Origin of the sequence: Nocardioides sp. 616 (genome assembly GCF_002930065.1) — a bacterium.
GTDB classification, from domain to species: Bacteria; Actinomycetota; Actinomycetes; order Propionibacteriales; family Nocardioidaceae; genus Nocardioides; species Nocardioides houyundeii.
Genome location: NZ_POAG01000018.1, coordinates 106,172 through 120,101 on the forward strand (window position 1 = coordinate 106,172; position 13,930 = coordinate 120,101).

A 13,930-nucleotide genomic window follows, 5' to 3' on the forward strand; every position below is an offset into this window, starting at 1 on the left:
CGACACCTCGTCTGCCCGGCACCCCGGTGCCGCGCAGGCGAGGTGTCGCGCATTTTGTCCCCCATGATGAGATGAGCGGGTGAGTTCTCCCGCGCTGCCCAGACCCCCTCAGGTGACGTTGGCTGCGTGGATGATCATCGTGGGGTCCTTCCTCGTGGTGGTCTCCGCGGTCGAGGTCGTCACCGGACTGCGCTCCCTGGAGACCCGGGAGAGCGTCGAGACCTTCCTCTCCGAGGCCCCCAGCACGCTGGGGCTCGACGTCGAGCAGGTGCTGCAGATCCTCCGGACGACCGCCCTGGTGACCGCCGCGTGCGCGACGGCGGCCGCCGTCCTGGGGTGGCACGTGCTGCAGCGCAACCGCGGCGCCCGGGTGGGGCTCACCGTGCTCGCCGTTCCCCTGTTCCTCAGTGGTCTCATCACCGGCGGGTTCACCTCTTCCCTGGTCGCCGCGGCCTCGCTGCTGCTGTGGCTGCAGCCAGCGCGCAACTGGTTCGCCGGCAAGCCCACCCCCGTGGTCTCCGACCAGCGGGCGCCGTGGCCCCCGGTGCAGGCCTCGGCGGAGTCCCCGGCGCCGCCGGCCCAGACCGGGCCCGGCGCGACCGGAGCCGACCCCGAGGTCCCGGACCAGGGCGCCCGCCCGGTGCACGGCTTCGGCGACCAGCCCAGCTGGGAGGCCCCCGGCGGCGTGTCGCTCACCAAGCCGGCGCCGCCCGGCGCCGCCGCCCCCGGCGGCCGGCCCGGTGCCGTGGTGGCGGCCGCCGTGCTCACCTGGGTCGGCGCCGGCTTCACCCTGCTCTCCACCGTGGGCAGCATGGTGCTGGTCGGCACCTCACCGGACGCGGTGATGGAGGAGCTGGAGAAGCAGCAGCCCGACCTGCTCGAGCAGGAGGGGGTGACCCAGGACCTGGTCGTCAACACCGTGCTGAGCGTCGGTGCCGTCGTCGCCCTGTGGTGCCTGGTCGCGATCGTGGCCGCGGTCCTGGTGATGCGCCGCAGCCCCCGCGGGCGCACCCTGCTCCTGGGCTCGGCCGTGGCCACCGCCGTGTTCGGCCTCGTGGGCGCCCTGAGTGCTCCGCCGATGATCCTGGCGGTGCTGGCCGGGGCCGTGGTGTTCGTGCTGCTGCGCCGCCCGGACGTCCAGGCCTGGTTCCAGAGCCGCTGAGGCGGGGCCGGCAGGGCGCCCCGGCAGGGCGCACGGCTCAGGCGCGCAGCTCAGGCGCGCAGCTCGGCGGCGACCAGTCGACGTACCCCTTCGGCGACGACGTCGGGCTGCTTGCAGAACGCCCACCGCACCAGGTGGCGCCCCGCGTCGGCGTCGTCGTAGAAGGCCTGGGTGGGGATCGCCACCACCCCCGCCCGCTCCGGCAGGGCCTCGCAGAAGGCCAGGCCGTCGGCCCAGCCCAGCGCCGAGATGTCGGTGGTGGCGAAGTAGGTGCCCTCGGGGACCCGGGGGGACAGTCCCGCCGCGGCCAGCCCCTCGCAGAGCAGGTCGCGGCGTGACTCCAAGGAGCGGGCCAGCTCGCGCGGCCACTCCGGCTCCGCGTCCAGGGCGTGCGCGATCGCGGGCTGCAGCGGGGAGCCGGAGGTGAAGGTCAGCCACTGCTTGGCCGAGAGCAGTGCGCCCACCAGGTCGGCCGGCCCGGTCGCCCAGCCGATCTTCCAGCCGGTCAGCGAGTAGCTCTTGCCCGAGCTGGACAGCGTCAGGGTCCGCTCGGCCATCCCGGGCAGCGTGGCGATCGGGACGTGGGTGTGGCCGGAGTAGGTCAGGTGCTCGTAGACCTCGTCGGTGACCACCACCAGGTCGTGCTCGATGGCCACGTCGGCGACCAGCTGCAGCTCGGCGCCGGTGAGCACCGTGCCGGTCGGGTTGTGCGGACTGTTGAGCAGCAGCACCCTGGTCCGGGGGGTGATCGCGGCCCGCAGCGTCTCGGCGTCGAGCCGGAAGTCGGGGGCGCGCAGGGTGATCGGTCGACGTACCCCGCCGGCGATCTGGATCATCGCCAGGTAGGAGTCGTAGTAGGGCTCGAGCACCGCCACCTCGTCGCCGGGGTCGACCAGACCCAGCAGGGCCGCGGCGATCCCCTCCGTGGCGCCCGTGGTCACCACCACCTCGCGCTCGGGGTCCAGCTCGATCCCGTAGTGGCGCTGCTGGTGCCGGGCGATCGCCGCGCGCAGCTCGGGGGTGCCGGGACCGGGCGCGTACTGGTTGCGGCCCTGCGCCAGCGCGGTGCGCGCCGCCTCCACCACGCTCGCGGGGCCGTCGGAGTCGGGGAATCCCTGCCCCAGGTTCAGCGCTCCGGTGCGCACTGCCAGCGCCGACATCTGGGTGAAGATCGTGGGCGGGATGCCGTCCAGCCGGGTCGCTTGGGAGTGCATGCCTGCGAGCGTAGCCCGCGGCGCGGGTGCAAGGATCGCCTCATGAGCGACTCCCTCCAGGACCCGGCCCTCGCCGCCGACATCGACGCCTGCTGCCGCCTCACCGGAGAGTTCACCCTCCGCTCGGGCCAGCAGGCCAGCGAGTACTTCGACAAGTACCTCTTCGAGTCCCAGCCCACCCTGCTCGCGCGCGTCGCCGAGCAGATGGTCGGGCTGCTGCCCGAGGGCACCGAGCTGCTCGGCGGTCTGGAGCTCGGCGGCGTGCCCATCGCCACCATGGTCAGCGCCCGCACCGGCCTGCCCGCGCTGTTCGTGCGCAAGAAGGCCAAGGAGTACGGCACCTGCAAGCTCGCCGAGGGCCCCGACGTCGCCGGTCGCCGGGTGACGCTGATCGAGGACGTCATCACCACTGGGGGCGCGGTCCGCGACGCCACCCGCGAGCTGCGCGCGGCCGGCGCGATCGTCGAGGTCGTGGTCTGCGCCATCGACCGGTCGCCCGTCGGTGAGAACCCGCTCGCCGACGTCGGGCTCGAGGTGCGCCCGGTGCTGACGAAGGCGGAGCTGGACGCCGTCCAGGGGTGAGGCGGGCGTGCAGGGATCCCCGGCTAGGCGGGTGTTCTGCGGGTTAGGGGGGCATGCAACCCCCTCTAACCGTCGGGATCCCCGCCTAGCCGGGGATCCCTGCACCCGCTAGACAGGCTGACTGAGTAGTGAGACCATCTAGCATGCCCGCACCGACTTGGCCCAGCGACTGGACCCGCGCAGTCCTGACGCTGTGCGTGCTCCGCGCGCTGGCGCCGGGGCCGACCTACGGCTACGCGCTGGCCGGGGTGCTGGAGGACGCCGGTCTGGGCGCCGTCAAGGGAGGCACCCTCTATCCGCTGCTCGGCCGTCTGGAAGCTGCCGGGTGGGTGAGCGTGGAGTGGCGCGCCGGCGAGGGTGGACCGGGGCGCAAGTACTTCTCGCTGACCCCGCACGGCGTCGAGGAGCTGCGCCGGCAGAGCGAGCTGTGGGACGACTTCACCGGCATGGTGCGCGAGCACCTGCACGAGCACCAGGGGGCCTCATGACCACCGATCTCGACAAGGACCACAAGGCGTGGCTCGACGAGCTGACGCTCGAGCTGCGGCTCAAGGACGTGAGCGGCCGGGACATCGGAGACGCGGTGGCCACCGCGCGGGAGTTCCTGCGCGACTCCGGGACCAGCGCCGAGGAGGCGTTCGGCAGCCCTCGGGAGTACGCCGACGCGCTCGCCCTGGCGCCAGCCCCCGACGCGGAGCGGGGGGTGCGGCGGGCCGTCCTCGGCGGCCTCCTCGGGCTCCTGGGCTTCTTCGCGGTCGCGTACGCCGGAGGGCCCGCGTGGCGCGGCGAGAGCGTGGAGCTCGACGCCAGCAGCGTGGCGCTGCTCCTGCTCGCGGCGCTGGTGGTGCTGCTCACCCCGCGGTACCTGTCCACGGTGATGCGCGCCGCGCCGTGGCGGATCGGCCTGGGAGCGGCGGTCGTCTTCGCCGTTCAGGTGCTCATCGCGTTCACGCTCGGCGACGTCACGGTCGCCTCCCTCCCGGCGCTGCCGATCGCCCTGGTGGGGGCGGTGGTCCTGGTGGGCGAGGTCGGGTGGCTGGCCCGGCAGGACGACGACCCGCTGCAGGACCCCCTCGAGCCGCAGGTCAGGACGCACCTCAGGCCGCTCGTCAGAATGCTGCCCGGGCTCGTGTCGTGCGTGGCCGCGGTCGGCTTCGTCGTACTCGACGTCATGGTGGGCGGATGAGCAGGCGGACGCGGGCGGCCGCCGCGCTCCTGGCCGGTCTCTGCCTGGTCACCGCGGCCTGCTCGGGCGGGGGGAACGGGGCGGACGTGGCCTCGAGCGCGCCGTCGCCCACCGCCGTCGGCAGCGGCCCCGCGGACCCCACCCGGCCCAACCTGCTGGTCATCGAGACCGACGACATGCGCGCCGACGAGCTGGTCTGGATGCCCCGCACCTCGCGGCTGCTGGGGGCCAAGGGCCTGCAGTTCCTCAACTCGTTCTCGCCCAACCCGCTGTGCTGCCCGGCGCGGGCCAGCTTCCTGACCGGCAAGTACTCCCACAACCACCGGGTGCTCAGCCACGAGCCGCCGTACGGCTTCGGCGCCTTCGACGACTCTGTCACGCTGGCCACGCGGCTGGCCGACGCCGGCTACTCGACCGCGCTGATCGGCAAGTACCTCAACGGGTACGGCGTACAGCCGACGCTGGCGGGCGAGGACTCCAGCGGCTACGTGCCGCCGGGGTGGACCCAGTGGTGGGCCGGGCTGGACAACAAGCGCGGTCGCACCGGCGGCACCTACGACTACTTCCACCTCACCGCCAACGTCAACGGCGAGCAGGTGAGCTGGCCCGGCCGCTACAGCACCGACCTGACCGCCGAGCAGACCGGCGAGGTGGTGGACGCGTTCGCGCAGGATCCCGACCGGCCGTGGTTCGTGTGGTGGAACCCTGTCGCGCCGCACCACGGCGCCCCGATCGAGGACGACGACCCGGGCACCGTGAAGCGCAGCGACGGCTTCGGGGTGGACTGGGCCACCCCGGCACGCCCGGACGAGGTGCGGGGCCGCTTCGACGACGAGATCGTCAAGGGTGCCGGCGTGCCGGTGACCGGGTCGCCCGAGGCAGACGTCTCCGACAAGCCCCGCTACCTGCGGCTGCTCCCGGAGCTCAGCGACACCGAGCGCGACGTGCTGCGCACCGTCACCCGGCAGCGTGCCGAGGCGCTCTCCGTCCTCGACGACCGGATCGCGGAGACGTTCGCGCACCTGAAGAAGATCGGCGAGGCGGACGACACGGTCGTGGTCTTCACCTCCGACAACGGCTACTACCTCGGTGAGCACCGCAAGCGTCAGGGCAAGATCAACCTGCACGAGCCCTCGATCCGGGTGCCGCTGCTGATCCGCGGCCCCGGCGTCCCCCAGGGCACCCGGTTCGACCCGGTCACCACCCTGGACCTGTCGGCGACGCTGGCGGCGTACGCCGGGGTGGAGCTGCCCGGTGCGGACGGCACGGACCTGCGACCGCTGATCGCCCAGGGCGACCGGGGATGGTCGCGGGCGGTGGTGATCGAGGGGCGGATGCCCGAGGCCGGCTACGAGTCGGCCGCCGACAGCGAGCCCGGCTGGGACGGCCTCGGCACCGTCGGCGTACGGCTGGGGCGGTGGAAGGTGGTGCGCTACGCCACCGGGGAGCGGGAGGTCTACGACCTCGACCGCGACCCCTTGGAGCTGGAGAACCTCGCCGCCGGACCGGACACCGCGCTGCTGGCGCGCCTGGACCATGTCTGGGACGAGTACGTCGACTGCGCCGGTGCGGGCTGCCGCCGGGAGCTGCCGGAGCAGCTGAGGCTGGACCCGGCCGAGAACGAGCGGATCACCCGGCAGCAGGACCTGGCCGAGCGCGAGGCGTTCGGCGGACCCGGGCGCTTGGCGTCCGGTCCGCCGACCTTAGCCCCGTAAGGCGATCAGTCGACGTCCTGACCCAGGATGTCGCGGTCGGGACGACCGTCGTGGTCGCGGTCCTCGGCCTCCGGGGCGTGGGTGCGCTTGTGCCGGATCCATTCGAAGGCGATGGGGACCACCGAGAAGGCGACCACGGCGATGATGATCTTGTCGATGCTGTCGCCGAGCGCCGGGAACGCCGTACCGAGGAAGTAGCCGAGCAGCGTGATGCTCAGGACCCAGAAGACGGCGCCGACCAGGCTCCAGGTGAAGAACCGTCGCCGGTTCATCAGGGTGACGCCGGCGACCACGGTGATGTAGGTACGGACGAACGGCACGAACCGGCCGATGACCAACGCCTTGTTGCCGTGCTTGTCGAAGAAGACCTGGGTCTGGTCGAAGTACTTGCGCTTGAGGATCTTGCCGTCACGCTCGTAGAGCGGCGGCCCGAGGGCGCGCCCGATCTCGTAGCCGGTGACGTTGCCCAGGAACGCAGCCAGGGTGAACAGCAGCAGCGCCGTGAACAGCTCCACCACGGGCGGGCCGGGGAAGACGTCGATCTTCTCGCCGGCGATGAACAGCCCCATCGCGAAGAGCAGGGAGTCGCCGGGCAGGAACGGGAAGAACAGACCGCACTCGATGAAGATGATCGCCAGGCTCAGCCAGAACAGCTCCTCGCCGAACCTGCTCAGGAGCCAGTTGGGATCCATCCAGTCCATCCCGAGCAGGAGCGGATGGACGAGTGCGATCAGTTCGGTCACGGGTCACACCCTATCGGGGGGCACCTACCCTTCCCCCATGCCCGACCACCGCGCGAACGACCCCTCCGTCGCCCCGGAACAGCGGGCGCCGTACGACCCGATGCCGCACGGCCCCGCGGAGGTGGGGGTCGGTCCCTGGCAGGGGGAGTGGCCGACCGGCGCGCAGTACGACGCCCGGCTGCTCGCCGAGGGCGACCGGCGCAACGTGGTCAACCGCTACCGCTACTGGACGGTGGAGGCGATCGTCGCCGACCTCGACACCCGGCGCCACGACTTCCACGTCGCGATCGAGAACTGGCAGCACGACTTCAACATCGGCACCATCGTCCGCTCGGCGAACGCGTTCCTGGCCGCCGAGGTGCACATCGTGGGGCGCAGGCGGTGGAACCGACGCGGCGCCATGGTCACCGACCGCTACCAGCACGTGCGGCACCACGAGGACGCCGACGCGCTCGCCGGCTACCTGCACTCGCTGCCGGAGCCGGTGCGGCTGATGGGGATCGACAACTTGCCCGGCTCCTCGCACCTGGAGACCATGCAGGTGCCGCGCCGGGTCTGCTTCCTCTTCGGCCAGGAGGGCCCCGGGCTCTCGGAGGCCGCACGCGAGGCGTGCGACGGCACCTTCTCCATCGCCCAGTTCGGCTCCACCCGCTCCATCAACGCCAGCGCTGCCGCGGCGATCGCGATGCACAGCTGGATCGTGGCGCACGCCGACCTCACCGACGAGGCGGCTTGGCGGGGCTGAGGCCGAGTGGCTCGCGGGTGTCCCCGGTTGGCCCTAGCGTGGACCCATGGCCGGAACACTTGTCGGAACCCCTGGCGGCACCCCCGAGCGGCCCGCGACCTTCTTCCGCGGGCCCGAGGAGTTCCGCGCCTGGCTGGAGGCCAACCACGAGACCGCCCCGGAGCTGTGGATGGGCCTGAGGAAGAAGCACGTGCCCGACCGTGGCCTCACCTGGGCGCAGGCGGTCCCCGAGGCGCTGTGCTTCGGGTGGATCGACTCGGTCTCCCAGCCGATCGACGAGGACTCGCGGCGGCAGCGCTGGACCCCGCGCCGCCCCGGCAGCAACTGGAGCAACGTCAACATCACCCACGTGCAGCGACTGGTCGCGGAGGGCCGGATGCACCCCGCCGGGCTGGCGGCCTTCGAGGCGCGGTCGCCGGAGAAGTCCGGGGTCTACTCCTTCGAGGGGGAGCGGGCCGACCAGCTGCCGCAGCCGCTGCAGGCGCAGCTCGACGCGGTCCCGGTGGCGGCTGCGTTCTGGGCCGGCGCGACGCCGTCGTACCGTCGCACGGTGGTCTCCTGGCTGCTGTCGGCCAAGCGGGAGGCGACCCGGGACAAGCGGATGGCCGAGCTCGTCGCGGCCTGCTCCGCCGGGGTGCTGGTCGGCTTCCAGCGGTACGGCGATGAGCCTGCGTGGGCGCGCAAGCTGCGGGTGCAGCTCGCCATCGACTGAGCCGCGTCAGGCGTAGTTGATGGCCACCGCGACCAGAAGCAACGCCGACCCCAGGAGGGTCAGCAGCCCGAGGACCCTGGCGATCCGTCCGAGCAGCAGCGAGACGGGGTCCTGGTCCTGTGAGGCTGCGTGGCCCAGCACCGTGGCGGCCGCTCCCAAGGCTGCGGGAACGGCGGCGCTCGTGACAGCGGCCTGGATCCAGCCGACGTCGGTGAAGACGTCGATGAAGATCCACTGGAGGGCCTGGGCGAAGAGGCCCCCTCCCATGAGTCCGAGCATTCCCAGCGCCAGCGCGACACCCGCGCGGGTGCGCAGCCCGATGGTTCCCTGGTCGGTGATCAGGTCGGGCGTCGGGTGAATCGCGGACATGGCTCCCCCTGGTGTCTGTGGACCCGAGAGCCTAGCCAGATTCCGGGCCGGAGCCCAGGGTCCCTGTGGGCAGGGTCACCGAAGGCGCCGAGGCCGACTAGGCTGGTGGCGTCGACCGCGAAGATCACCCGAGGAGCCCGCAGATGCCCATCGCCACCCCCGAGCGCTACGCCGAGATGCTCGACGCCGCGAAGTCCAAGGGCTTCGCCTTCCCCGCCATCAACGTCTCCTCGTCGCAGACGCTGAACGCCGCGCTCAAGGGCTTCGCCGACGCGGGCTCGGACGGCATCATCCAGATCTCCACCGGTGGCGCGGACTACCTCTCCGGCCCGTCGGTCAAGAACATGGTCACCGGCTCCGTGGCATTCGCCGCGTACGCCGCCGAGGTCGCGAAGAACTACCCCGTCAACATCGCGCTGCACACCGACCACTGCCCCCAGGACAAGCTCGACGGCTTCGTCCGGCCGCTGATCGACATCTCCGCGGAGCGCGTCGCCCGTGGCGAGGCGCCGCTGTTCCAGTCGCACATGTGGGACGGCTCCGCGGTGCCGCTGGAGGAGAACCTCAAGATCGCCGAGGAGCTGCTCGCCAAGTGCGCGGCCGCCCACATCATCCTCGAGGTGGAGATCGGTGTCGTCGGTGGCGAGGAGGACGGTGTCGCCAACGAGATCAACGAGCAGCTCTACACCACTCCCGAGGACGCGCTGGCGACCGTGCGGGCGCTCGGCGCCGGTGAGAAGGGCCGCTACATGACGGCGCTGACCTTCGGGAACGTGCACGGCGTCTACAAGCCCGGCAACGTCAAGCTGCGCCCCGAGATCCTCAAGGCCGCCCAGGAGGCCGTGGTCGCCGAGCTGGGCCTGACCGCCGGCGCCAAGCCGTTCGACCTGGTCTTCCACGGCGGCTCCGGCTCCAGCGCCGAGGAGATCGGCGCGGCCGTCGACTACGGCGTCGTGAAGATGAACGTCGACACCGACACCCAGTACGCCTTCACCCGCCCGGTCGCCGACCACATGTTCCGCAACTACGACGGCGTGCTGAAGACCGACGGCGAGGTCGGCAACAAGAAGCAGTACGACCCGCGCGCCTGGGGCAAGGCCGGCGAGGCCGGCATGGCCGCCCGGATCGTGGAGGCCTGCGAGAACCTGCGCTCGGCCGGCACCTCGCTGGGCGCCTGACCCGCTCGCACCCCTGGCGCCGTTGAGCGCCACCGGCGCCGTTGAGCGCCGACCGGCACACCGCCTGGGCAACCCCGGGGGGTGTGTCTCTGCACGCCCGAACCGAGGAGAACCATGCGTCTGCGCACCACCGTCACTGTCACCGGCCTGGCCCTGGTCGCAACCGCCTTCGTCGCGCCGGCGTCAGTCGCATCGGCGGCAGCTGCTTCCGGAGAGGCGGGCGCCGACCCGAGCCCGGTCGTCGCACGGGCCTCGGTCGGGGGCTGGTCCAAGCTCTCCACGGCAGAGGCCCGCATCACCTCCCCGGTAGCGATGCACCGGTCGCCGGACGGCAACCTGCACACCCTGCACGCGCAGAAGTTCCCCTCCGGCAACCACGCCTACGTGCACTCGCTGCTCTCGCCGGAGGGCTCCGTCGTGCGCCAGACGCCGCTGCCGATGGATGACAGCGGGCTGGGCGCCCAGCCCACCCTGCAGGCCACACCGACCGGTGGGCTGCGGGTGGTCTTCACCTCGCTGGACCCCTCCTCGGACCTGCGCCGGGGACGTCTTGCGCAGGCCACCTCCGAGGACTCCGGGGCCACCTGGACGATCCGTGAGGAGGCGCTGAGCCGGGACAGCACCACGTGGAGCGACTCCGGTCTGGACGCCACGTACCTGCCGGACGGCACCACGGTCCAAGCCTGGTCCCACCTCTCGGGGATCACCTGGCGCACTGGCACCATCACCGGCAGGGTCTCCGACGCGCTCGCGGACCAGGTCGCCGGGCCCGGGGGCTACCGGGTGGCCCTCAACCGGGTGGGTGACTCCGTCCTTGCCGCCTGGCAGTCCCACGACGGTGGCACCACGCCCGACCCGGCGATCCGGGTCCGGCAGATCTGGCCGACCGTCGGGGCGGCTGTGACCGCTCCGGACTCCGCGCAGGGCTGGGCCACGAGCCGGGTCCCGTTCGTCTCCCGGGCGGCGGACGGGACGAGCTGGGTCGCCTACAACACCCGTGCGCGCACCGGCCTGGCGGTGTGGCGCCCAGGTACGGCGAAGCCGGTCAAGGTCGCCAGGAAGACCCACAGCAGCGAGTACGACCTTGCCGCTGCCCCGGACGGGAGGCTGTGGGCCAGCTGGACCGGCGGGGCCGGGACCTTCGTGGCCCACACCGGTCCGAAGGGCACGGGATTCTCTGCGCCCCGGCGAATCAAGGCCCCCGCAGGGGTCAGTACGGTCTACAAGATCCAGGTTGACGCCGCCGCGGGCGGAGCCGATCTGGCCATCGTGACCGAGGACGGGGTCCACCACACCCGGGTACTGCCCGCCCTCACCGCCAAGGCCAAGCCGGGAAGGCTGGGGGCCCGTCGCGCCAAGAAGGTGACGTTCACCGTCACCGACGGCTCCGACCGGCTCGCCGGCGCCCTGGTCCGGGCAGGTGGCAAGAAGTGCCTGACCAGCAGCAAGGGCGTCTGCAAGATCAAGCTCTCCCCGCGCCGGGCCGGCAAGGTGAAGGCGAGGATCACCCGCACCGGCTTCGCCGCGGCGTCCGTGACGCTGAAGGTCAAGGGCTGACCCGGCTCAGCGGGTGTGCTTCATCCCCTCGAAGGCGAGGGCGGCCAGCAGGCCGATGACCAGGACGGCGGGGATCACCAGGAGCGACTCACCCATGGCCTGGCTGAAGGGGGCCCAGGCCGCCTCGGGGAGGGTGCCCGAGGCCATGGACGTCTCGGGGGAGCCACCGGAGCCCAGCCCCTGCGTGGCGAGCCGGGAGTCCATCAGCACCGCGATCGTCGCCGCGCCCAGCACCGCCCCGACCTGACGGGTGGCGTTGTAGATCCCGGACCCGGCGCCGGCCTGCTGCACCGGCAGGTTGCGGTTGGCGGTGGTGCTCAGCACCGCCCACAGGAAGGAGCTGCCGACGCCGAGGCAGGCAAGCGCCACGAGCAGCTGCCAGATGGGAGTGTCGGGAGCGAGGATGAGCGCGATCACCGTCAGCGAGGTGCCCATCACCACGAAGCCGAACGACGTCAGGATCCGGGGGTGCACCCGGTCGGCAAGTCGGCCGACCAGCGGAGCCAGCAGGATGGACATCGCGGCCATCGGGATGAGCAGCATGCCGGCCTGGGTGGGGGACCAGCCGCGGACCAGCTGGGCGTAGAGCATCACCGGGAAGCCCATCGCGGTGAAGCCGAAGCTCACCGTGCTGATGCCGAGGTTGGCGAGGGAGAAGTTGCGGTCCCGGAAGAGCTCGAGGGGAACCAGCGGCTCGTTGCGGTTGCGCGCCTGCCACCAGATGAAGACGGCCAGCACCACGAGCCCGGCCGCGATCATCCGCCACACGGTCAGTGGCCCGGCGATGGTGCCCCAGTCGTACTGCTGCCCCTCCTGCAGACCGAAGACCAGCAGGAACATCCCGGCTCCGCTGAGCGCCACCCCGAGCCAGTCGAAGCGGTGCTGGTGGGTGGCGAGATCGGGGACCAGTCGCCAGGCGAGCACGAAGCCGACGATCCCGACCGGGATGTTGATGAAGAAGATCCACTCCCAGCCGAGGGAGTCGACCAGCACCCCACCCAGGATCGGGCCGACGAGCGTGGCGACACCCGCGGTGGCGCCCCACAGCGCCATGGCGCTGCCCCGGCGGTCCACCGGGAAGATCCGGGTGATGACCGCCATCGTCTGCGGCGTCATCAGCGCGGCGCCCAGCCCCTGGGCCACCCGGGCCAGCACGAGTCCGGTGATGGAGCCGGTGAGCCCGCACCACGCCGAGGCCAGGGTGAAGACGACCAGGCCGATCAGGTAGAGCCGCTTCGGCCCGTAGCGGTCACCGAGCCGACCGGTGATCAGCACCGGCACGGCGTACGCGAGCAGGTAGGCGCTGGTCACCCAGATCACCGAGTTCACGTCGGCGTCCAGGTCCTCCATGATCGACGGCGTCGCCACGGTGACGATCGTGGTGTCGACGAGGATCATGAAGAACCCGAGGCAGAGTGCCCACAGGGCGGGCCATGGGTTCTCCGGAAGTGCGGGCGCGTCGGTGCTGCTGCCGGTCTGGGTCACCGACAGATCATGCACCCACGGTGGTGGCGGACGGCCACTGCCGGGCCGAGGAGGTCGCTCGGGGCCATGCGCCCCGCATGGCGACTCGAGCGGACCAATGGTCGCCTGGCGGTCGGTATGTCGGTGGGTCGAGCAGCCATATGTCCGCTCGAGTCGCGATGTGGCTGCCGAGGCCGGGGCCGGCCAGCGTGGGGCAGTCAGGCGGCGTGGCGCGAGTTGTCCGTGGCCCAGGGGCCGTTCGCCCGCCGCCGGGGATGCCGGTCGGCGTAACGGCGCAGGTGCTCGGGGAGTTCCTGACCGAACCGCGTGGCAGTGACGGCGTACTCCTTACGCAGACGATCCCGCGCCCGGTCCCGAGCAGGCCCGTGGAGATCGGCCCAGACGATCCGGGACATCCCCAGACCCTCCGCACAGATCTCCGTCTGCCGTTGCTGCTGCTTCCACAGCACCCGGTCTGCTGGCTCCGTGGCGACTCCACCCGCTTCCATTCCGACCAGCTTGACGAAGCCGTCGGACTCGAAGATGTGGCAGCCGACCCGCAAGTCGCACCAGACCGTCCGGCCGCCGGCAAGCCCGACCGCGAACTGTGTCTCCACCTCGCCGACGTCGAGCTCTTGGACCAGTTCTCGGGCCAACGTCTCCAGGACGCTCTCGGAGCCAGGGTCGGACGCGCCGACGGCCGCGCGGGCTCTGGCGATGTGCGGGTGGTGGGTCATCCGCGCGAGCTCGGCCTCGAGGTCCCGGAGCGGGACGCCCATGTTGCGGACGGAGTCGACGGCCACCAACCCGTGGGTGAACCCGTGGAGGCGTCCGATGTCCAGTGCGGTGCGGGCGTACGACGTGGTCACCAGGTCATCGACGAGCTCGATGCACTGGGGCAGCAGGTCGCGGTGGCGGGTGACGCCGGAGTTGGTCCTGGAGCCGCGGGGACCGAGGTAGAGCAGGTGGCTACCGGGATGGTCGACGTCGAGCATCCGGATGCCCAGTGCCCGCGCCGCTGAGTCGTGGCTGAGTATGCCGGGACGACGTGCCTGCATCCTGGCCGCGCGGTCGCGCAGCAACCAGCGGTCCCGTGGCTCGCGAGTGCTGAGGTGAGATCGTTCGACGTAGATGCCGTGCCGTACGACGACCCACGGGCCTCCGGGGCGGATGAGTGCCCTGATCTCACGCTCGGTGTAGCCGACGGCGAGGGCTTGGCTGCGCGTGACCAGTCCAGCCTGACTGCAGGCGAGGGCGCGGAGTGATGGACGCATGGGAGGACACTGCTGTGTCACGAGTCCCA

The 13,930-nt window shown here is 71.8% G+C and carries 14 protein-coding genes; 9 read left to right on the forward strand and 5 right to left on the reverse strand.

Annotated elements, in window-relative coordinates:
- Positions 1–130: 130 nt before the first annotated feature.
- Positions 131–1,162 carry a hypothetical protein gene (locus tag C5H89_RS10375; RefSeq protein WP_104106964.1) on the forward strand — a complete coding sequence of 344 codons (1,032 nt, stop codon included), beginning with the start codon at positions 131–133 and terminating at the stop codon, positions 1,160–1,162.
- A gap of 50 nt (positions 1,163–1,212) precedes the next feature.
- On the opposite strand, the gene C5H89_RS10380 is transcribed toward C5H89_RS10375, so the two are convergent.
- Entirely contained in the window at positions 1,213–2,376 is a 1,164-nt protein-coding gene (locus tag C5H89_RS10380) for a pyridoxal phosphate-dependent aminotransferase (protein ID WP_104106965.1), read from the reverse strand.
- A 42-nt stretch (positions 2,377–2,418) separates the two neighbouring features.
- Between C5H89_RS10380 and pyrE the strand changes: the two genes are divergently transcribed.
- The 4 genes from pyrE to C5H89_RS10400 all read left to right on the forward strand — a co-directional run bounded on the left by pyrE (position 2,419) and on the right by C5H89_RS10400 (position 5,859).
- Positions 2,419–2,958 (forward strand): orotate phosphoribosyltransferase, encoded by a 540-nt coding sequence (gene pyrE / locus C5H89_RS10385; protein WP_104106966.1) that lies wholly within the window; start codon positions 2,419–2,421, stop codon positions 2,956–2,958.
- A 143-nt stretch (positions 2,959–3,101) separates the two neighbouring features.
- Complete coding sequence (locus C5H89_RS10390; protein ID WP_101523310.1) at positions 3,102–3,446, forward strand: PadR family transcriptional regulator; 345 nt, start codon at positions 3,102–3,104, stop codon at positions 3,444–3,446.
- Positions 3,443–4,144 (forward strand): hypothetical protein, encoded by a 702-nt coding sequence (locus C5H89_RS10395; RefSeq protein WP_104106967.1) that lies wholly within the window; start codon positions 3,443–3,445, stop codon positions 4,142–4,144. The genes C5H89_RS10390 and C5H89_RS10395 overlap by 4 nt, the downstream gene beginning before the upstream one ends.
- Positions 4,141–5,859: a sulfatase gene (locus C5H89_RS10400; RefSeq protein ID WP_104106968.1), complete on the forward strand. Its 1,719-nt coding sequence runs from the start codon at positions 4,141–4,143 to the stop codon at positions 5,857–5,859. Before C5H89_RS10395 ends, C5H89_RS10400 begins: the two co-directional genes overlap by 4 nt.
- A gap of 5 nt (positions 5,860–5,864) precedes the next feature.
- Here the strand turns inward: C5H89_RS10400 and C5H89_RS10405 are convergent, their stop codons facing one another.
- Entirely contained in the window at positions 5,865–6,602 is a 738-nt protein-coding gene (locus C5H89_RS10405; protein ID WP_240181805.1) for a VTT domain-containing protein, read from the reverse strand.
- A gap of 100 nt (positions 6,603–6,702) precedes the next feature.
- Here C5H89_RS10405 and C5H89_RS10410 point away from each other — a divergent pair, with 100 nt between their 5' ends.
- Complete coding sequence (locus tag C5H89_RS10410) at positions 6,703–7,347, forward strand: TrmH family RNA methyltransferase (protein WP_104107114.1); 645 nt, start codon at positions 6,703–6,705, stop codon at positions 7,345–7,347.
- A 46-nt stretch (positions 7,348–7,393) separates the two neighbouring features.
- Positions 7,394–8,059, forward strand: a complete 666-nt coding sequence (locus C5H89_RS10415; RefSeq protein ID WP_104106969.1) for a YdeI/OmpD-associated family protein — start codon at positions 7,394–7,396, stop codon at positions 8,057–8,059.
- A gap of 6 nt (positions 8,060–8,065) precedes the next feature.
- On the opposite strand, the gene C5H89_RS10420 is transcribed toward C5H89_RS10415, so the two are convergent.
- Positions 8,066–8,428: a hypothetical protein gene (locus C5H89_RS10420; RefSeq protein ID WP_104106970.1), complete on the reverse strand. Its 363-nt coding sequence runs from the start codon at positions 8,426–8,428 to the stop codon at positions 8,066–8,068.
- 143 nt (positions 8,429–8,571) lie between these two features.
- Here C5H89_RS10420 and fbaA point away from each other — a divergent pair, with 143 nt between their 5' ends.
- Entirely contained in the window at positions 8,572–9,606 is a 1,035-nt protein-coding gene (gene fbaA / locus C5H89_RS10425; protein ID WP_104106971.1) for a class II fructose-bisphosphate aldolase, read from the forward strand.
- Between the two features lie 114 nt (positions 9,607–9,720).
- Entirely contained in the window at positions 9,721–11,163 is a 1,443-nt protein-coding gene (locus tag C5H89_RS10430) for a hypothetical protein (RefSeq protein ID WP_104106972.1), read from the forward strand.
- A gap of 6 nt (positions 11,164–11,169) precedes the next feature.
- Here the strand turns inward: C5H89_RS10430 and C5H89_RS10435 are convergent, their stop codons facing one another.
- Positions 11,170–12,648 (reverse strand): DHA2 family efflux MFS transporter permease subunit, encoded by a 1,479-nt coding sequence (locus tag C5H89_RS10435; RefSeq protein WP_275887116.1) that lies wholly within the window; start codon positions 12,646–12,648, stop codon positions 11,170–11,172.
- A 197-nt stretch (positions 12,649–12,845) separates the two neighbouring features.
- Positions 12,846–13,901 carry a hypothetical protein gene (locus C5H89_RS10440; RefSeq protein WP_162799326.1) on the reverse strand — a complete coding sequence of 352 codons (1,056 nt, stop codon included), beginning with the start codon at positions 13,899–13,901 and terminating at the stop codon, positions 12,846–12,848.
- Between the last annotated feature and the right edge of the window lie 29 nt (positions 13,902–13,930).

Bases quoted from the DNA above. Each gene is read 5' to 3' on its own strand.
- C5H89_RS10375 (WP_104106964.1), top strand. From the start codon at position 131: ATGATCATCGTGGGGTCCTTCCTCGTGGTGGTCTCCGCGGTCGAGGTC.
- C5H89_RS10380 (WP_104106965.1), bottom strand. From the start codon at position 2,376: ATGCACTCCCAAGCGACCCGGCTGGACGGCATCCCGCCCACGATCTTC.
- pyrE (WP_104106966.1), top strand. From the start codon at position 2,419: ATGAGCGACTCCCTCCAGGACCCGGCCCTCGCCGCCGACATCGACGCC.
- C5H89_RS10390 (WP_101523310.1), top strand. From the start codon at position 3,102: ATGCCCGCACCGACTTGGCCCAGCGACTGGACCCGCGCAGTCCTGACG.
- C5H89_RS10395 (WP_104106967.1), top strand. From the start codon at position 3,443: ATGACCACCGATCTCGACAAGGACCACAAGGCGTGGCTCGACGAGCTG.
- C5H89_RS10400 (WP_104106968.1), top strand. From the start codon at position 4,141: ATGAGCAGGCGGACGCGGGCGGCCGCCGCGCTCCTGGCCGGTCTCTGC.
- C5H89_RS10410 (WP_104107114.1), top strand. From the start codon at position 6,703: ATGCCGCACGGCCCCGCGGAGGTGGGGGTCGGTCCCTGGCAGGGGGAG.
- C5H89_RS10415 (WP_104106969.1), top strand. From the start codon at position 7,394: ATGGCCGGAACACTTGTCGGAACCCCTGGCGGCACCCCCGAGCGGCCC.
- C5H89_RS10420 (WP_104106970.1), bottom strand. From the start codon at position 8,428: ATGTCCGCGATTCACCCGACGCCCGACCTGATCACCGACCAGGGAACC.
- fbaA (WP_104106971.1), top strand. From the start codon at position 8,572: ATGCCCATCGCCACCCCCGAGCGCTACGCCGAGATGCTCGACGCCGCG.
- C5H89_RS10430 (WP_104106972.1), top strand. From the start codon at position 9,721: ATGCGTCTGCGCACCACCGTCACTGTCACCGGCCTGGCCCTGGTCGCA.
- C5H89_RS10440 (WP_162799326.1), bottom strand. From the start codon at position 13,901: ATGCGTCCATCACTCCGCGCCCTCGCCTGCAGTCAGGCTGGACTGGTC.